This window comes from Streptomyces sp. NPDC087440 (genome assembly GCF_044744005.1).
Lineage (GTDB): Bacteria > Actinomycetota > Actinomycetes > Streptomycetales > Streptomycetaceae > Streptomyces.
Map to the genome: position 1 here is coordinate 397,196 of NZ_JBIUXN010000001.1, position 17,978 is coordinate 415,173.

13 protein-coding genes are annotated in these 17,978 nt (G+C 72.7%); 7 read left to right on the forward strand and 6 right to left on the reverse strand.

The window, feature by feature from the left end:
* Positions 1-341 precede the first annotated feature (341 nt).
* From ACIO3O_RS01605 to ACIO3O_RS01625, 5 genes are all read left to right on the forward strand, one after another.
* Positions 342-1,151 (forward strand): squalene/phytoene synthase family protein, encoded by an 810-nt coding sequence (locus ACIO3O_RS01605; RefSeq protein ID WP_401741821.1) that lies wholly within the window; start codon positions 342-344, stop codon positions 1,149-1,151.
* 79 nt (positions 1,152-1,230) lie between these two features.
* The gene (locus ACIO3O_RS01610; protein ID WP_401740576.1) at positions 1,231-2,874 is read left to right on the forward strand and encodes a PP2C family protein-serine/threonine phosphatase; all 1,644 of its coding nucleotides are present in this window, start codon (positions 1,231-1,233) and stop codon (positions 2,872-2,874) included.
* An 87-nt stretch (positions 2,875-2,961) separates the two neighbouring features.
* On the forward strand, positions 2,962-4,122 hold the full coding sequence (locus ACIO3O_RS01615; protein WP_401740579.1) for an FAD-dependent oxidoreductase: 1,161 nt from the start codon (positions 2,962-2,964) through the stop codon (positions 4,120-4,122).
* Between the two features lie 112 nt (positions 4,123-4,234).
* Positions 4,235-5,866, forward strand: a complete 1,632-nt coding sequence (locus tag ACIO3O_RS01620) for a hypothetical protein (RefSeq protein WP_401740581.1) — start codon at positions 4,235-4,237, stop codon at positions 5,864-5,866.
* 112 nt (positions 5,867-5,978) lie between these two features.
* Positions 5,979-6,686: a S1 family peptidase gene (locus ACIO3O_RS01625; protein ID WP_401740584.1), complete on the forward strand. Its 708-nt coding sequence runs from the start codon at positions 5,979-5,981 to the stop codon at positions 6,684-6,686.
* Positions 6,687-6,754: 68 nt separating this feature from the next.
* On the opposite strand, the gene ACIO3O_RS01630 is transcribed toward ACIO3O_RS01625, so the two are convergent.
* The 5 genes from ACIO3O_RS01630 to ACIO3O_RS01650 all read right to left on the reverse strand — a co-directional run bounded on the left by ACIO3O_RS01630 (position 6,755) and on the right by ACIO3O_RS01650 (position 16,170).
* Positions 6,755-7,156 (reverse strand): nuclear transport factor 2 family protein, encoded by a 402-nt coding sequence (locus ACIO3O_RS01630; protein ID WP_401740586.1) that lies wholly within the window; start codon positions 7,154-7,156, stop codon positions 6,755-6,757.
* A gap of 110 nt (positions 7,157-7,266) precedes the next feature.
* Positions 7,267-8,469 carry a preprotein translocase subunit SecY gene (locus tag ACIO3O_RS01635; RefSeq protein ID WP_401740588.1) on the reverse strand — a complete coding sequence of 401 codons (1,203 nt, stop codon included), beginning with the start codon at positions 8,467-8,469 and terminating at the stop codon, positions 7,267-7,269.
* 182 nt (positions 8,470-8,651) lie between these two features.
* Positions 8,652-12,776 carry a protein kinase gene (locus tag ACIO3O_RS01640; protein ID WP_401740589.1) on the reverse strand — a complete coding sequence of 1,375 codons (4,125 nt, stop codon included), beginning with the start codon at positions 12,774-12,776 and terminating at the stop codon, positions 8,652-8,654.
* Position 12,777: 1 nt separating this feature from the next.
* On the reverse strand, positions 12,778-13,425 hold the full coding sequence (locus ACIO3O_RS01645) for a hypothetical protein (RefSeq protein WP_401740592.1): 648 nt from the start codon (positions 13,423-13,425) through the stop codon (positions 12,778-12,780).
* A gap of 69 nt (positions 13,426-13,494) precedes the next feature.
* Positions 13,495-16,170, reverse strand: coding sequence for a hypothetical protein (locus tag ACIO3O_RS01650; protein WP_401740595.1), 2,676 nt, complete (start codon positions 16,168-16,170; stop codon positions 13,495-13,497).
* Positions 16,171-16,386: 216 nt separating this feature from the next.
* Here ACIO3O_RS01650 and ACIO3O_RS01655 point away from each other — a divergent pair, with 216 nt between their 5' ends.
* Entirely contained in the window at positions 16,387-16,524 is a 138-nt protein-coding gene (locus ACIO3O_RS01655) for a hypothetical protein (RefSeq protein ID WP_401740598.1), read from the forward strand.
* Positions 16,525-16,631: 107 nt separating this feature from the next.
* On the opposite strand, the gene ACIO3O_RS01660 is transcribed toward ACIO3O_RS01655, so the two are convergent.
* The gene (locus ACIO3O_RS01660; RefSeq protein ID WP_401741824.1) at positions 16,632-17,219 is read right to left on the reverse strand and encodes a hypothetical protein; all 588 of its coding nucleotides are present in this window, start codon (positions 17,217-17,219) and stop codon (positions 16,632-16,634) included.
* Between the two features lie 184 nt (positions 17,220-17,403).
* On the opposite strand from ACIO3O_RS01660, the gene ACIO3O_RS01665 reads away from it, so the two are divergent.
* A complete protein-coding gene (locus tag ACIO3O_RS01665; RefSeq protein WP_401740599.1) occupies positions 17,404-17,922 on the forward strand; it encodes a hypothetical protein in 519 nt (172 codons plus the stop codon).
* Positions 17,923-17,978 lie beyond the last annotated feature (56 nt).

A 17,978-nucleotide genomic window follows, 5' to 3' on the forward strand; every position in this document is an offset into this window, starting at 1 on the left:
TACCGGCTCCCGCCGGCCCGCCCCGCGCGGGGAAGGGGGAGGTTCTCCGGGCCGCCACGGCGGAATGCCGTACGGGGCGCGGGAAAGGGCACACCACTCCCGGTCCGCGAGAAACACTCGATCGAAGGACATGCCGTCGCACGTCAACTGCCGCGATTTTGGACCGCGTTACGTGTGTGCCCGCCGAATTCCCCGTTTCGCGCGTCCCGTTCGGCGGAATGCGAGACCGCGCGACACCGCTAGGATGTGCCGGAAATTCCCGGGCGGTGCAAGACCGCCTGTTTCAGCGGGACTTCACCGCGTCACCCACGCGGTCTCCCGGCACCATGAGGCGGATGACAATGCTCACCTCGGAAGTCTTCACAAGCCTTCAGGAAAACAGCAGGACGTTCTTTCTTCCTATTATGAGGCTGGACGGTGAACTGCGGGAAACGGTGGCGCTCTATTACCTCGCCAACCGCGCGGTCGACGAGATCGAGGACCACCCGGAACTCGCGCCCGAGGCCAAGGTCGAACTGCTCCAGGGTGTGAGCCGGCTCCTCCAGCAGGAGGCCTTCACCCGGGCCGACACCGACCGGCTGTTCGCCCCGTACCGCGACCGGTTGGCACCCGTCACCACCCGGTTCTACGACTGGGCGGTCGCGCTTCCCGGGCGCGAGATCGCGCCGCGCCTGTGGGACGCGCTGGCGGCGCTCGCCGACCGGATGGCGGACTGGGTGCGGGCGGACTTCCGGGTCCGTGACGCGTCCGACCTCGACCGGTACACCTTCGCCGTCTCCTGCTCCATCGGGATCACGCTCTCCGACCTGTGGACCTGGCACTGCGGAATCGTCACGTCCAAGCAGGGGGCGGTGGCCTTCGGGAGGGCCGTGCAGGCCGCGAACATCGCCTGGAACCGCGCCGACGACCTCGCGCGGGGCATCGACTTCTTCCCCGACGGCTGGACGACGGACGACATGTGCCGCTACGTGCGCCGCCACCTGCCCGCAGCGCAGGCCTACACCGCGTCCGTCCCCGCCGGTCCGGTGCACGCCTTCTGCGCCACCACGATCGACATCTGCACGGCCACCCTGGCCGCCCTCCAGGGGGGCACCCGCGTCGACCGGGCGACCATCACCGCGATCGCCGAGCGGTACGCCGTCCCGCAGTGAATCCCCGGCGGACGCCGCGTGCACCGGCCCGCCGTCCCCAGGGCTGAATCTTCGCGAGGCGGCATGCCATCCTCAAGGCATGACTGACCGCGATGAGCCCACCACGGCTCCATCGAGTGGGGACGGCCCTGGCGCCGTCGACGGCGACCACGTCTTCGCCACCAGCCGCTACCTCGTGCCCCGGGCATCCGCCGCGGACGACGAACAGGCGCTGTCCGTACCGTCCTTTGCGGTGCAGGAGATCCTGAACGGGCTGCCCGGCTCCGCCACGTACCTGACACCCGTCCCCGGACAGGACGGCACCGTCGTCGACTTCCGGGTGGAGGCCGCTTCACCCGATGCGGTCGACATCGGCGGCCGCCGGGGCAAGGAGATGGTCGGCCTCAGCGTGGTGGAGACGTACCCCACGGTGGTCGGCAGCGACCTGTGGCGCGGGTACCTCACGGCGCTGGAGAGCGGCGGCCGTTATGAGGGGGAGCCGTTCGAGTACGAGGAGGTGCTCGCCGGAATCCCCCGCCGGTCGCGCTTCGCGGTGCGTGCGGCGGCCTGCCGGGGCGGGCTGATCGTCTCCTGGGTACGGCTGGACACCGGCGAGCGCGAGCAGCGCCGCCTGGCGGTGATGCAGCGGCTGGCCGGGATGGGGTGGGCGGACTGGAACCTGGTCCTCGACGAGATCACCTGGTCGGACGAGGTCTTCGCGGTCTTCGGCCGCGACCGCGCGCTGGGCCCGATGACGCTGGAGGAACTGCCCGCCCACGTCCACCCGGAGGACCTCCCCGGGGTGGGCGAGACCGTGCGGCACCTGCTGGGCGGGGGCAGCACGGTCGACCACACGTTCCGCATCGTCCGGCCGGACGGCGAGGTGCGGCACGTGCGGATCGTCGCGGAGGCCGAACTCGACGTGGCGGGCGTGCCGGTGGAGGTGCACGGCTTCTTCCAGGACCGCACCGGGATGCACCGGGCCGCGCAGGAGGTGCTGGAGCACCAGCAGGCGGCGTCCGCCCAGCGCGGGCTGCTGGCCGCCGAGAAGGAACTCGCCGCCCGCCTCCAGCACGCCCTGCTGCCGCTGCCGCAGCAGTCGCTGAGCCTGGCCGGGCTGACCGTGGACGTGGCGTACCACCCCTTGCAGGAGGGGCTCAACGTCGGCGGCGACTGGTACAGCGCCATCGCGCTCCCCGACGGCAGCGCCCTGCTGGTCGTCGGGGACGTCGCGGGGCACGGCCTGGACGCGGTCGCCACCATGGCCCAGCTGCGCTTCGTCGCCAAGGGCATGGCCATCACCGGCACTCCCCTGCCCGAGATCCTCACCCGGCTGAACACCCTGCTGATGCACACCTCCGGGCGGAACTACGGCACCGCCACCATGATCATGGGCCGGTACGATCCCGCCACCGCCCGGCTCACCTGGGTGCAGGCCGGGCATCTGCCGCCCCTCCTGCTGCGCGCGGGTCAGCCGCGCTACCTGCCGGTCCCCCGGGGCATCCTGCTCGGCGCGATGGCGGTCCCCGTGTACGAGGAGGCCACCCTCCAGCTGCTGCCCGGCGACCACCTGTTCCTGTTCACGGACGGTCTGGTCGAGGTGCCGGGCCGGGACATCTACGAGGGCCTGGAGCGCCTCGCGCGCGCCGCCGCACGGCACGCGGGCAGCACGCGCATCCTGGACGCCCTGGTCAGGCCGGACTCCCGGCACGACGACACGTGCGTCCTGCATGCCACGCTCTGAGCGCGCCTGCCGGTAGGGGGCGGACGGGGGCCGTGCGGGCGGGTCGGTACCGTACCGGGACGGAACACGACGACCGAGCGAGGACCCATGCCGCAGCGCGCTGCGACCATCGTCGGCGGCGGCATCGGCGGACTCGCCACCGCCCTCGCCCTGCACCGCCGTGGCTGGCGCGTCGAAGTGCTGGAGCGGGCCCCGGAGTTCACCGAGATCGGCGCCGGGATCTCGCTGTGGCCGAACGCGCTGCACGCCCTGGCGGCGCTCGGCCTGGCCGACGCCGTGCGGGCCCTCGGCGCCGTCGAGGCCACGGGCGGTGTGCGCGACCTGCGGGGCCGCTGGCTGTCCCGTACGGACAACGCGGAGGTCGCGCGCCGCTTCGGGCATCCGCTGCTGGTCCTGCACCGGGCGGATCTGCTGCGGGTGCTCGCCGAGGCGCTGCCCGCCGACTGCCTGCGGCCGGGCACGGAGGTCACCGCGATCCGCGACCCGGAGCACCGGCCGGTGGTCGAGCACCGCGCGGGCGTCTCCCGGCCGGACCTCGTGGTCGGCGCGGACGGTTTGCGCAGTGCGGTCCGGCGCACGCTGTGGCCGACGGCGGCCGGTCCCCGGTACGCCGGGTACACGGCGTGGCGCACGGTCACCGGCCCCCTGGCCGGGCCGCCCGCCGAGGGGGCGGCGACCTGGGGGCGCGGGGAGCGGTTCGGCTTCACGGCGCTGCCGGGCGGGCGGATGTACTGCTTCGCGACGGCGACCGTGCCGGAGGGGGGCGGCTCCCCGGGCTCCTCCCCGTACGCCGAACTGCTGCGCCGGTTCGGTTCCTGGCCGGACCCGATTCCCGCGCTGCTGGCGGCCGTGCCCGCCGACGCCGTGCTCCGGCACGACCTGTACGACCTGCCGCCGCTGCCCTCCTTCGTGCGCGGGCGGGTCGCGCTGGTCGGTGACGCGGCCCACGCCATGACGCCCAACCTGGGCCAGGGCGCGTGCCAGGCGCTGGAGGACGCGGTCACCCTCGCGCACTGCCTCGACGGCGGTGGGGACGCTGCCCGGGGGCTGCGCGCGTACGACCTGGTGCGCCGCCCCAGGGCCCAGGCGGTCGCGCGGCGTTCCGCCCGGCTGGGCACGATCGGGCAGTTGTCGTGGCCGCCCGCGGTGCTGCTGCGCGACACGGCCGCCCGGCTGACGCCGATGCGGGCGACGCTGCGCTCCATGACACCGGTGCTCGACTGGACGGCACCGGGCGACCGGGTGTGAGCGCGTGGCCCCGTGACCGCGCGGGCCGGTGGTGTGTCACCGGGCGCCCCCATGACCGTAACGAAGCCCGAATGCCCCTGAGAGGCGTGCGAACGATGAGCGCGAGACCCTGATGCCGGACTGGACGTATCACCCGCTGCGCGGCCTGGCCGCCGCCGTCGTCGGGCGGCGCCGCTCGCAGCGGACCGCGCTGCGGCTGCTGGCCTCGGTCGGCTCCCGGCCCGCCGGGGCGCGGCTGATCGCCCGGGGGTTCGGCCACCGCCACCCGCACGCGAGCCTGGCCGGGGAGGTCGCGGGCGTGCCCGTGACCGTACGGGTGGGGATCTCGGTGCCGCCCGCGCTCGCCCGCGAAACGGTCCGCGCCATGGCGCCGTTGGGGGCCGGTGTCGTGGAGGTGGCGGACGTCCGCGCGGCGGACGTGGGGGCCGTGCGCGAGGCGGCGCTCGGCCGGTCGGTCCCCGTGGTCGTCCGCACGGACGACCCGGAGGTGGCGGCCGCGCTCGGGCCGTACGTAGACGGGTTCACGCGCGGCGACGACCCGCGCGTGGTCCGCACGTCCAACCCGTCCGTGACGGCCGCGGCCGACGCGCTCACGGGGCCGTCCGTGACCGGCACGCTCACGGAAACCTCCGCGGCCCCCGCGCTCACGGAAGCGTCCGCGCCCGCCGCGCCGGACGTCGTCGTGCTCGCCCGCCCCGAGGTGCTGGTGGCGGCCGGGCCCGGCTGGTTCCAGCGGGTCGCCGAGGCGGCCACGCCCACCGCGCCCGCCCCGGGGTTGCGGGACCTCGGCCGGGACCCGCGCCGGTGGCCCGCCTGGTGGTGGGCGCTGCTCGTCGGGCTCGGCATGATCGGTGCCGGGTTCGGCGCGGCGGTGATCACGCTCGGTCCCGTACTGCTCTGGTACGACCGGGACTTCCTCGGCCTGACGCTGGACGACCTGCACGCCGCCAACCACCACCTGGTGCACTTCCTCCAGCACGACCGGATCACCATGGCGGGCACGATGGTGGCGATCGGCAGCCTCTACTCGGGCCTCGCCTGGGGCGGGATCAGGCGCGGCCGGGCCTGGGCGCGCGAGGTCTACCTGGTGTCGGGGGCGATCGGCTTCCCGACCCTCTTCTACTTCCTGGCCACCGGCTTCGTGGAGCCGCTGCACACGGCGACGGCGCTCGTGCTGTTCCCGATGTTCGTGCTGGGGGTCCGCCGGGTACCGTGCGCGCCCCGGTGGGAGCCGGTTCCGGAGGGGCCGGAGCGGGAGCGGCGGCGGGCGCTGGTGGGCCAGTTGCTGCTGATCGTCACGGGGGCGGGGCTGTTCGTCGGCGGGGCGGTGATCTCGGTGGTCGGGCTGACCGGCGTGTTCGTACCGAGCGACCTGACGTACCTGGGGACCACCGCGCAGGCACTGGAGGGGGTGAGCCCCCGGCTCGTACCGTTCATCGCGCACGACCGGGCCGGGTTCGGCGGTGCGCTGATGTCGGCGGCGGTGGCGATCGTGCTGCTCAGCGCGTGGGGCTGGCGGCGGGGTGAGGCCTGGGTGTTCTGGAGCCTGGCCGGGGCGGGGGCGGCCGGATTCCTGCCGGCGGTGTTCGTGCACGGCACGATCCACTACACCGACTTCCTCCACCTGGCGCCGGTGTACTTCGGCATCGTGCTGACCGCCACGGGGCTGGGCCTGGCCCGCCCCTACCTCTGCGCGAAGCGGCCGACGGTGAGGGCACAAGCGCGCGTTATGCCCAGTCGCTAGTACCCGTGACCTCCTCGTTTCGGCACGCTGGGGCCGTCAGCCCCCACACGACACACGCACCTCAGCGTGTCCCCCGAAACGAGGAACCATGAAGACAGCCCGCATATCCCGCATGTCCCGCTTAGTGCCCGCCGCCTTCGCCGCCGCCGTCTCCGTCGTCGCCCTGATGTCCCCCACCGCGTCCGCCGCCCCGGCCCCGGCCGCCACGGGCACCCAGCCGATCATCGGCGGCGGTTACGCGTCGAACGCGCCCTGGGCGGCGCGGCTCTTCTCCAACGGCAGAGAGACCTGTTCCGCGACGATCATCGCGCCGACCTGGATCCTGACCGCCAAGCACTGCGTCTCGGGCGGCGGCCTCTCCTTCCGCATCGGCAGCCTCGACCAGCACAGCGGCGGCACCACCGCCAACGGCGTCCAGACCTACACCAACAGCGCCGACCTGGCGCTCGTCCGCCTCGACCGGTCGGTCTCCGGCACCTACGCCCGGCTCGGCCAGCCGGGTTCGGTGACGGTCGGCCAGAGCGTCCAGGTCTACGGCTGGGGCGCCACCTCCCAGTGCGGCTCGGAGATCAACTGCCAGTCCCGCCTCCTGAAGGTCGCCAACGTGACCGTCACGGACGGCTGCACCGACGCCTACGGCGGCTCGGCGATCTGCGCCCGCCGGGGCAACGGCATCACCGCGGGCGGCGACTCGGGCGGCCCGATGAACGCCAACGGCCTCCAGGTCGGCGTCGCCTCCACCAGCGACCGCCAGACCACCACCGCCTACACGAACGTCACCGCCTACCGCTCCTGGATCCGCTCCGTCGCCGGAGTCTGACCTCCCCCGTCCCCCGCACTCCGCTGCCGCCCGGGCGGGCTCCCCGGGCGGCAGCGGCACTCCGCGTGCTATGCGGCGTACACCGGGGTGAGGTCGATGTAGATGCGCCAGGTGCTGGCGCTGTCGTCGCGGAAGGTGAGGATGTCCGCGTTGGGGACCGTGACCTGTTTGCCGTCCTTGCGGGTGTAGGTGACCTCGGTCTGGACGATCACCGTGTCGCCGAACTCCCAGGTGGCGCGGACGTCGTGGGAGAGTCCGTCGATCGTGGCGAAGAAGGCGGCGACGCCCTCGCGGACCGCCTCGCGGCCGGTCAGCTCGGGGGCGTTGGCGAAGCGGAAGACGACGTCGTCGGTGAGGTGGGCGACGAACTTGTCGGGGTCGAAGGTGTCGATGTCACGGAAGATCCCCGCGATGTCACGACCCCCCGGTGAGGTCCCGGGCGGGGGCTGGGCGCCGGTGCGGTCGTCCACGGGGGCCTCCTTGTGGAGAGGGGTTGCGCGGCAGCTGCCGCGTTGCCTCACGGTACGTCAGGAAGCTTTGTGGGCAAGGGTTTTGGCGTTCTCGGCCGACGGGATGAAGGTCACGGGCGGGGCGTGCGGAGAGCCGGTGATCCGCTGTCCGCGAGCAGGAAGAGGACGATCAGCGCGGTGACGCCGAAAGCGGCACCCTCCGCGTGCAGACCGGGCAGGGCGAGCGCTCCGACCGGCAGCAGTGCGGCCACCGTCGTCGCCAGCGCCCCGACCAGGGTGATCCGGGGGTGGATGTACCCGAGGTACTCGGCGGTCGGCCGCCCCGGCCGGATGCCCGGGACGAACGCCCCCTCGCGCTTCAGCTTGTCCGTGACCTCCACGACGTTGAGGTCCAGGATGCCGCGCACGTACGCGCCGAAGAAGACCAGCACGGCGTACGCCACCACCAGCCACGGCATCGGCGGCGCGGGCAGCAGCAGGACCAGGGAGGCCACCAGGACCGTCCCGAAGCGGCCCCGGCCGCCGCGGATCGGGACGTACGACGTCGTGCCCCCGTACGCCCTGCGGCCGATCATGCGTTTCGCGTACTGGATCGGGATGCGGCGCTCACTGCGGCGGACGGTGAGGACCAGGGCCGTGGCGAGTGCCAGGGTCAGGAGGAGGACGACCGGGGCCACGAAGAGGGCCCAGCCGCCGTGTGCGCGGGCCACCTCCACCACCTGGCCGGGCAGTACCGCCGCGACCTGGACCAGGAGCAGCAGGGTCAGGCCCTCGCCGATGCCGTGGCGGGTGATGATCGCGCTCAGCCACAGCACCACGGCCGTGCCCGCCGCCAGGCAGGCCACCAGGGTGACCTGCGCGAGGGTGCCGGTGCCGGGCAGGACGTTCGCGTCGGTGGCGGCGAGCGGGGGGCGGCCGTCGATCGTGCTGCGTACGACCAGGTATCCGAGCCCCGCGCCCAGCAGCACCGCGACGTACCGGGCGTAGAGCGCCACCCGCGCCTCCCCCGCCCTGCCCGCCTCCGCCAGCGAGCGCAGGCGCGGGCTCAGCACACCGGCGAACGCGGTAAGCCAGTGCGCGGCGAGGACCGGCACGACGCCCAGCGCGAGGACGGACAGGTTCGCCAGGCCGCCCCCGGTGAGCAGGTCGAGGAGGCCGTACAGCTGTCCGTCGGGGCGGTCGGTCGCCGCGAGGGCGGCGGTGTCGACGCCGGGCAGGGGCAGGTGCTGGCCGAGGCGGAACAGGACGACGACCAGCAGGGTGACGAGCAGCCGTCGTCGTGATGCGGGCGTGGTGAGGACATGTGCGGACACTGTCGGTTCCCCCTTCAACGTGTGCCGGGTGCCCCTTCACCGTGTGCCGGGTCCCGCTTCCAGGCGTGCCGGGTCACGCTTCACCGTGTGCCGAGCCCCGCTTCAACGTGTGCCGGGTCCCGCTTCCCGGCGTGCCGGGCCGTCTCCTCAGACCGCCCCGCCCGCCCCTCAGCCGCGCCACTTCAGACCGCCCGCAGCCGCGCCAAGTGCGCCACGGCCCGTTCCGAGCCCTTCGCCGCCGCCCGCCGGTACCACTCCACGGCTTCCGCCGGGCGTACGGTCTCCAGCACTTCGCCGAGGTTGAGCATGCCCATCGGCTCGCCCGCCTCCGCCGAACGCCGGTACCACTGCTCGGCGTCGGCGGCCCGGTCGCTGTGGCGCAGGATGTTGCCGAGGTTGTTCATGGCCTGCGGGTGGTCCTTGTCGGCGGCCTTGCGGTACCACTGCTCGGCCTCCGCCTCCCGCCCGGCGTTCTGCACCAGGATGGCCAGGCTGTACATGGCCGACGGGTGTCCCTGGTCGGCCGCCCCGCGCAGCCACTTCTCGGCCTCCGCCGCCCGGCCGTTCTCGTTGAGCAGCATGCCCAGCACGAGCATGCCCTGCTTGTCGTCCTGCTCGGCGGCCCCGCGCAGCCACCGCTCGGCCTCGCCGAGCTGCCCCGCGTCGTAGGCGCGGAATCCTTCCTGCACCATGGCGGCGGGGTATCCGTGCTCGGCGGCGCGGCGCTGCCAGGCGGCGGCCTCGGCCTTCTGCCCGATCCGGTTGAACACGGCGGAGAGGTTGCTCATCGCCATCGGGCTGCCGAGATCCGCTGCGCGGCGGAACTCCCGCAGCGCTCCGTCCGTGTCGCCCTGGTCCAGCAGTGCCGCGCCCAGCCGGATCATCGCGTCCGAGTCGCCGGTCTGCGCCTCGTGCCGGTGACGGGCCTGCTGGGTGTCCAGCTCCGGGTCGGCGGTCAGCCGTACGAGCGCCTGGAGCAGTGGTGCCAGCTCCGTCCGGCGCCGCCCGGCGGCTCGTCCGCCTTCAACTCGGCTGTGTGACACGTCAGTTCCCTTCCTCGTCCCTGTGGTCCCGCTCGTCCCTGACTGCTCCGACGGCTCTGCCTGCTCCGACTCCTCTGACGCCGCCGGGTCGACCGTCAGTTCCCAGTCGAACTCCCAGATCCGTACGGCCCCTTCGGCCTCCGCCATGAGCGCCCAGCAGCCGTCCGGTCCGAAGACGGCGTCCCCGAATCCGCCCTCCAGTGCCCGCAGGCAGCGGCCGGTGGCCAGCTCCCACAGCCGCAGCGCCCCCTCGCCGTCGCGCGAGAGCGCGAAGCGGGCGTCGGGGGTGAGCCGGACCGCCCGTGCGTCGTGCGGCTGTGCGTCGAACTCCCGGAGGCACACGCCTTGTTGGAGGTCCCAGAGGCGCAGGCGCCCGTCGCCCCTTCCGCCGCTGGACACCAGCAGGCCGCGTTCCTCGTCCACGGCGATCGCCTCCACGGGGGCGGTGTGCCCGCGCAGTTCCCGCAGGCAGCGGCCGGTGGTCAGGTCCCAGGTGCGTACGGTGTTGCCCGATCCGGCGGTCGCCGCCGTCCGTCCGTCGGGGGCGAGCCACAGTTCGGCGTCGCGGCCGTGGTCCGCCTCCAGGGTGCGCAGACAGGTGCCGCTCGCCATCTCCCACAGCCGTACGCGCTGGTCGGCGCCCCACACCAGGGCGTGCTTGCCGTCCCCGGTGAACCCGGCGGCGAACGCGCCGAGGGTGAGGGAGAGGGAGGCCTGCCGGGTGCCGTCGGCCACGGACCAGGCGTCGAGCGAGCCGTTGGCGTTGGCCGTGAGCACCGTACGGCCGTCGGCGGTGAAGTGGACGCTGCGCAGGACGTTCATGCCGAAGCTGTCCCGCAGGCCTTCGATCACGGTGCCGCGCTCGCCGGTTTCCACGTCGAGGAGGTGGAGTTCGAGCGGGAGGCGGATCGCGGCGGTGCGGCCGTCCGGGGACAGTGCCAGGTTCGCCCGGACGCCGAAGCGGCCCAGGGTCCGCGTCGGCCAACTGGCCCGCAGTACGGTCCTGTTGATGTACGGGTCCCGGGCCAGCGTATGCCAGGCGTCGAGCGCGCGGGGGTCGCGCTCGTGGCCGGGCACGGCGCGGGCCGTGCGGAGCCGGTCGAGGGCGGTGGCGGGGCGGCCCGCCCGGCGCGCCCGATCGGCGTCCGCGACCAGGGCCGCCACCCGGGCGTCCAGGCTGCTGAGTTCGTCGTGCCGCCGGGGGCGGCTGAGCCGGGTGGCCGCCGTGTACGTCCCGGGCAGCCGCCGACGGCGTACGGTGTTGTCCCGCCCGGCGGTGAGCAGGTGCCGTCCGTCGTCGAGGAACACCAGCGCCCCGATCTCGCTCTCGTGTCCCCGGTAGGTGCGCAGGGTGCGGCCGGTGGCCACGTCCCACAGCCGGACCGCGCCGTCGCGGCTCGCGCCCGCCAGGAGCCGCCCGTCGGGGCTGAGGTCGAGCAGGCCGACGGCGGCGGCGAGGGAGCGCAGTTCCTCGCCGGTGCGGGTGTCCCAGAGCTGCACGCGGTCGTAGGTGGCGGTGGCGGCGGTGCGTCCGTCGGCGGCCAGGGCGAGGGGCGAGGTGTAGCGGTTCTGTGCGGGCATGACGGTCGGCTCGCAGGCGCCGCCCGGGTCGTGGAGGACGACGGTGCCCTCGCGTCCGTAGAACAGCACACGTCGGCCGTCGGCGGTCGCCTCCGTCGGCCCGCTGTGGAAGCCCTCCCACGTCCAGCGCACCCGGCCGGTGGCGAGGTCCCAGCCGAGGAGCGTGCCGTCGCTGGTGCCCGCGACGACCAGGCCGGGACCGGGCAGCAGCCGGGGCCGTCGTACGGCGGTGTCGCCCGAACGGTAGTACGGGGTGAAGGTCTGCAGGCAGCGGCCGGCCTCCGCGTCCCAGAGCCGGACCAGGCCGTCGGAGCCGACGGCCACCGCCCGCCGCCCGTCCTCGGCGAGGTCGATCTCGCCGTGTGTGCCGTCCAGTTCGCGCAGGCAGCGGCCGGTGGCCAGGTCCCAGAGGCGGACCCGGCCGCCGACGCAGGACAGGGCGCGGCGGCCGTCGCGGGTGAGGCGCATGTCGCCGTCGTTCGCCCCGTGCGGGAACCAGGAGACGGCGCGTACGTCGTCCTCCGCGCCGGTGGCGCCCCGTTCGCGGTGCACCTCGTCGAGGAGGGGGCGTACCCGGGCGGCGTCCTCGGTGTCGGCGCCGGCGGCTTCGAGGGCGGAGATCAGGTCCTCGTCGGTGGCCGCACCCCGCCGCCAGCGGGCCAGGCCCGCGTTGTAGGTGGCTTCGGGGTGGCGGGGGTCGATCCGCAGGGCGTCCTCGAAGGCGGTCTCGGCCTCGTCGGTGCGGCCGAGGTCGAGGAGGGAGAGGGCCCGGTTGTTGAGCTCGTCGGCGCGCAGCCCGGCGGCGCGGGGCTGCGGGCGCGGGTAGGCGCGGCCGGTCAACTCGCCGTACAGGACGATGAGTTGATCGGCGACGGCGGCCATCGACTCCGGCCGTTCTGCCGGGTCGTCGCGCAGACAGTGCGCGAGGAGTTCGGCGACGGGGTGGGGCAGGTCGAGGGGGCCCTCCGGTTCCTCGCGCAGTGCGGTGAGCGCCTCCCCCGCCACGGGTCCCATCAGCCAGGTCACCTCGCCGCTGAACATCTCCAGCAGGGACACCGCGAAGCTGTAGACGTCGGTGCGCACGGTCAGCGGGCGGTGCCGGGCCTGTTCCGGCGAGGCGTACGCCATGGTCATGCCCACCGGGGCGGCCTCGCCGCCCTGGGCCGCGCAGGCGCTCGCGATGCCGAAGTCGGTGACCTTGGCGGTGCCGTCCGTGTCGAGGAGGACGTTGGCGGGCTTCACGTCCTGGTGGACGAGGCCGCGTTCGTGGGCGTGCTGGAGCCCCCAGGCGGTCTGCACGGCCAGGTCCAGGACACGGGCGAGGGCCTCGCGCGGCCCGCCTTCGTAGAGGCTGCCGTCGCGGATGCGGTCGCGCAGGCTGCCCCCGGGAACGTACTCGGCGAAGACCCGGGGGACACCGCCCAGGACGCGTACGTAGTGGCAGCCGCAGACGTGCGGGTGCAGGCCCAGCGACACCCAGGTCTCCGCCTCCCGCACGAACGCCCGCTGCTGCTCGGGCGTGCGGAAGAGCTCGGGGCGCGGGCACTTCACGGCCAGGTCGGTGTCCCACTCGCGGTGGCGAACCCGGTAGACGAGGCCCATGCCGCCGTCGGTGTGGACACCGGTCACCCGGTACTGGCCAAAGACGTCGTCGCCGACCTCCCACAGCTCGCCGACCGGCACCTCAGCGGGTCCGGAAGGGCCGCAGCGCCTTGAACTCCCGTGCCACCACCGCGCTTTCGCGTACGGTACGCGCCCAGGCCCGCGCCTTGCTGAGCGGGTGGCGGGGGAACTGCTCGTCCCAGGCGGGGTCGTCGCTGGCCTCGTACGGCAGCTCGGGATCGTAGGGATGACCGCCCGCCTCGGGGCCCCCTCCGCCCATCTGGAAGCGGACCAGCGACTCCCGCATGCCGCTGATCTCCCACTCCTCGAACTGGCCGGTCAGCACGGCCGTACGGTCCGCCTTGGCCAGCACGAACGAGGCCCGGAACAGGCGGCCCGTCGGCGCCTTGGGCAGCTTCTCCGCCACCAGCGTGTACAGCGCCAGGCATCCGTCCAGCACGACGGCGTCCGCCTCCAGGAGGCGTGCGGTGGGGTGCGGGTCGAGGGCTGGGGCCGGACCGCCCACGGGTCGTACGGCGTGGGTGTGCGCCAACTCGCGCCGCAGCACCTCGATTTCGTACAGCCAGTGGGTGGTGCGCGGCAGCGCCTCGCCCACGTTCAGCACCACGACGTCCCGGTTCTCCGGGTCGAACCACCGTGTGCCGTCGAGGTGTTCGAGACCGGTGGTGTCGAAGGTGATCGGCTGCGCTTCCCAGGTTGCTTGAGCCACGATCGCAAATTAACACGCGCCACTTGTCTCACACCATGGCCAACTCCCCTAACAGCAAAGCCTGTTGTGTCATGCGGCCGGTTCCGCACGCCATGGGGCCGATATGTCGCCGTCGGGCTCCCATCCGTACTGGCGCATCCGCCGCGCCTCCTCCGTGCGGCCGGTCAATGCCAGCAGATCCGCGTACTGGTACCAGGCGTACGCGTCACCGGCCCTCGAAGCATCACGGAGCCAGGTGAAGGCTTCTTCCGTTCGCCCCGCGGCATGAAGCAATGCGGCCACGACATAGCGCTGATCCGTATAGTCGTCCTCCGCGAGGCGATCCGCGGACCTCAACCAGGCGAAGGCCGCCTCCGGGCCCTCGGCTGCCGTCATCAGTCGGGCGGTCTCCCGCAGGGCAGGAAGATCGCCCGCCAGCGCCCCCCTCCGAGCCCACTCGGCAGCCTCCTTCTCCCTGCCCAATTGCTCATGCAGTGCGGCGACGTGCACCATCGCGTCCCGTTGGCCGCTCGCCGCCTGCTCCTCGTACCGTGTGAGTGCCTCCTCCAAGCGGCCTTCCGCCCGGAGTTGCTCGGCCGGGCAGATCAGTGTCTTTTCACGTTCGCCACGGGTGATCCCTTCCGACCCCTGCAACAGGTCGGCCATCCAACCGCGGACCTCGGGATCCACTCCCTCCAGGCTGACAGTGCTCCGTAGTTGAGCGCGCAGCACGGCATCTTGCGCCACGTGCTGGAGACACGCGTACATCGCCCAAGGGATAGGAGAGTGCTTGTTCTTCCGGTCTCCTTTCCACACCTGCCGCAACAGCCAGGAAAGGACGGCGGCGCCGCTGTCACCACGCCGCCGCATCAGCGCAGCCGCGGAGCCCACGTAGCACCCGCCATGGGCCTCGGCTTCTTTGCGGCTGTAGTCGACCGCCTCTGCCATGCGGCCCAACGACTCCAACACGTCGGCCAGCAGCCCGGAAGCACCGCGGACCCCGGCATCGGCCGCTCGCCTCAGACACGTCTCGGCTTCGTGAAGGTCACCAGCCCTGTGCAAGAGCATGCCCGCCCAGAACCACGTGTTGGTACGACCGGCCTCGGCGGCCCTCTTGAACCAGGTAACCGCCTCGTGGGGTCGGCCGGTTCTCCTCATGATGTCGCCCACCCGGTCCATGGCTTCGGAATCGTCGGCCTCCGCGAGGGGCAGGCACCACAGCAGTTCCTCTTCGAACCTTTCCTCTTCGTCCAGCAGATCGCACAGCTTCCAGAAGGCACCCGGCACCTCGGCCTCGACCGCGGCCGTCAGAAGGCGTACGGCTATCCGCAGGTGCCCTCTTTCTCTCGCCGCGACGGCCAGGTCCGGCAGGCACTCCCGCGTGGCGTGTTCCGCCAAGTCGTCCCACAACCCCGGGGGTGGGGCTTCGGTGCGTCGTGTCCTTCTGCCGTGTTGGTCCAAGTAGTCCGCAAGCCTGAGCTTGTCCGTGGTGGCAGCAGCGGATGAGTCATACCGGATGCGGGTGAGAGGGCCGCGTGTGCCACGTTGCCGTTCGTTCAATGAGGTGAGTGCGTTTGCGATGTCCGCATCGGTCACCGTCTCGTACTGGAAGGCGGTGAGATAGTGGCGGACTGCCGCCCTCAACAGCGGCTGTGGCAGAAGCGGGTCGTGCCCGAGTCGGCAGGCGTCCATGGCCGACTCCATGAGGGCGACGTTCAGGGCCGGATCAGTCTCGAACCGCTGGATCAGCATTGGCCCACCGGCGAGGTACTGGGCGATTTGCCCCTGTTCAGCGCGTTGCAGCGCGTCTTGGAGTCGGAGATCGTCAGCGGCAAGGCGTTGCAGTTCAGGCAGGCTTGATGAGTCGAAGCGATACGGAACACGGTGGTACTTGCCGTCGAGCAGGGCGCGCGCCTGGGCATGCGGGTCCCTGCGGTCACCCTCCGGGGGCGACCGGAGCATACCCTGCCACTCCCAGCTCAACGCCGTTCCCAGGACGAGCAAAGGACCCCGCTGTGCGTCGGCGAGCACTTCACGCAGCCTGGCAGCCGCCGACTCGCCCAACCCGTCGCGTGCAAGCCAGTGGATCTCGCCAAGCCACAGGACAGTCCGTGGCACGATGCCGTCCAACGCCTTGATCAACTCTTGGGCGAAACCCGGCCCCAGGACATGTACCAACCGCCAGTCCTGGGGAAGCAGGCCCATCGCTTCCCAACAGGCTCGGGTCTTGCCCGTAGACGAGTCGCCGACGAGGACGCGGAGAGCGCGGGAGGGCCTTCCCTCCGGGCTCTGCACGACGTCCTCCACCACTTCGGCGAGCAATCGATCGTGCTCACGTGGAACGTAGAGCGGCAGAATCGGCAGCTCCCTGTCGACAGGGTCTGCGTCGATGGCCCTCTGCACTCCCGCCGCGAACGGGTCTGTGAATTGACCGATGGGCCGTCCGGGAACGGTCGACGCCGAACGGGGCTCTGGTCTGCGCCGGGCTTCCTCCAGCAGGTTCAACCAGACCCGCTCAACGGGCTGTTCACCCGCCCAGGCACTCCACAACCTCACCAGAGCCAGGAGATCGTCGCTCTCACGGGGAACCGTACGTCTTCGCCCCTCCTCGGGCACCCAGTCACTGAGCCGTTGGCCTGCGAACCTTCTGCTGTACGGAGGCTTGCTGAGCGCCTGGCTCACCAGCCTGCGTGAATACGGCAGGCCCGCCCCGCTGCGGGCGAGCTCCGCTCGCGCTTCCAGAGCACGCAGCTCCTCGTAGAGCACACGCGACTCCCGAGACCGCACCGTCACCTTCTCCCCCAGGCCGCCCGACTCCCGCCGACTGCCCGTGGCGGGCAGCGCGGGCACCTCGCTGACCAGCAGCGTAGAACGCTTCCGCCCGGTGTGCCCGCTGTTTCGGACTTCCCTTCCACTCCGCAGAAGAGTGGGGACACCAGTCCGGAACCACGCCGCTTTCCAGGCGGCCGAAGGAGATGTTCGATGAGGAAGCAGCCACAGCGACAGCGCACCGTCCGTCACCTGAAGCGCACCGTTCTGTTCGGTGCGGCACGCGGCATCGCCACCACAGCGGGTTCGGCCGTCGTATGGGGCGTGCTGGCGTGGTGGCGGAGCCGATGAAGCCCGTCGGTGAGCAGCGATCCGACCGTCTGTGGGTCCCGGAGGAAAGATCAAGGCGATGGGCGCGGTAGGAGCCGAGGAGTGGGACACTTCCGGGCCAAGTTGTCCTACTTTACGGAGTCCTCCCCCGCCCCGAGTTCGATCGTCGTGGTGATGCGGGTGAGGGCCGGGTCGCGGGGCACCGAGCCGAAGCCGAAGCGGACCGGTGGGGAGACCGGGGCGAGGGTGCCCAGGTCGGTGCCGTCGAAGGTGCCCGAGAGCGCGGTGACCGGGCGCAGGTCGCGGGCGCCGTACCACTCCCGGCGGCCGCCCCCGGCGCTGCCGCGCGTACGGACACCGGTCAGGAGGAAACGTACGGGCACATCGGTCAGCGCACACCAGGCCGGACGGGCGGCCAGCGGCCCGGGCACCGTCCGCAGCAGCAGCCCGAGGGGACCGCGCCGTCCCACCCGGAAGCGCAGATCGAGCGGACCCGCCGAGACCTCCCACAGATCGCCCGCCACGCTCACCCGGACCGGCGTGACGCGCACCGCGTCGTAGGTGTACGTCCGGCGGATGAACTCGGCGGTCTCGGGGGTCGGAGCCAGCAACAGCCTTTCCCCGTCGGCCCGTTCGAGCATGACGTCACTGAGCGGGCCGAAGGGCGAGCGCGGCCAGTGGCCGAGCACCAGCCGGGTGCCGCCGGACGTGCCCATTCCGGCGATCCAGCCGTCGAAGCGCAGCCTGCGGCGGGGTCCGGTCGTGCGCGGTGTCGGATGCGAGGGCACGGGGCGGCTCCGGTCCACGGAGGGGGCGGGCGGGGCGTCAGCGTACGACGCGGGCGGGGGCTTCGCGAAGGAGTGGGGCTTATTTCCGGTCGTCCGGGGCACCCGCCACCCCATGCACGGACGACACGCACGCCACGCACCCAGTGCCCAGCCGCAGTCGGAACAGCCACCGCACACCTCCGCACCGGCCGGACAGCCCGCCGGTCAGCCCGCCGGACAGCCCGCCGGGCAGCCCGCCGCCAAGCATTCGCGCCGTCGCGGCCGGACGCTCGGCCGTCTGCGACGGCGGCTCCTCGCCTACCGGGCGGTCGACTTCCGCAGCACGCACGTCCCCGGAGCACCGTCGGGCGAGGCGTCCGAGGAGTGCCTGCTGCTGGTGCACGTACGGCAGGTCGTCGGCCAGGTCCACTACCGGATGTGCGAGCGCTGCGCCCGGGCCGTCATCACCGGCATCAGCATCGACGAGCGCTTCCGCACGTCGGGCCTGGGCACCCGCGCCCTGTCCCACCTGCGCGCCCGCCACCCCGGCGTCACCTGGCGCAACACGACCACCGGCCGCGCCGCCCGCGACCTGGTCCGCCGCATGTGCATCCCGGCGGGCGACGCCGAACCCTGCCCCCACGCGGGCTGACCGGGCGCCGGGCAGTGCCCGGAAGGCCGCGTGGACGTGCCGGAACCTCGGTGGCG